The sequence below is a fragment of the Limosilactobacillus ingluviei DSM 15946 genome (assembly GCF_001435775.1).
GTDB lineage: Bacteria > Bacillota > Bacilli > Lactobacillales > Lactobacillaceae > Limosilactobacillus > Limosilactobacillus ingluviei.
Map to the genome: position 1 here is coordinate 1 of NZ_AZFK01000024.1, position 205 is coordinate 205.

Sequence of the window (205 nt, forward strand, 5' to 3'; positions counted from 1 at the left end):
AATAATGGCTCGTTAGAAGGGACGAACAACGTCATCAAAACGATCAAACGAGTTGCCTTTGGTTTCCGGAGCTTCCCCAATTTCCGGCTCCGTATTCTACTAGTCGCTAAATCACTATACTTTAACGTCAAAACAGCTGCCTGAAAAAGGGCAGCTGTGGGGGTAGACCAATTATTCTTCTAAAAGTTCATCAGTACCAGTTGAC

1 protein-coding gene is annotated in these 205 nt (G+C 43.9%); it reads left to right on the plus strand.

Going from position 1 to position 205, the window contains the following annotated elements:
* On the plus strand, nt 1–144 hold a 144-nt coding region (locus tag FC43_RS03920; protein ID WP_156648267.1), incomplete at its 5' end, for a transposase.
* Between the last annotated feature and the right edge of the window lie 61 nt (nt 145–205).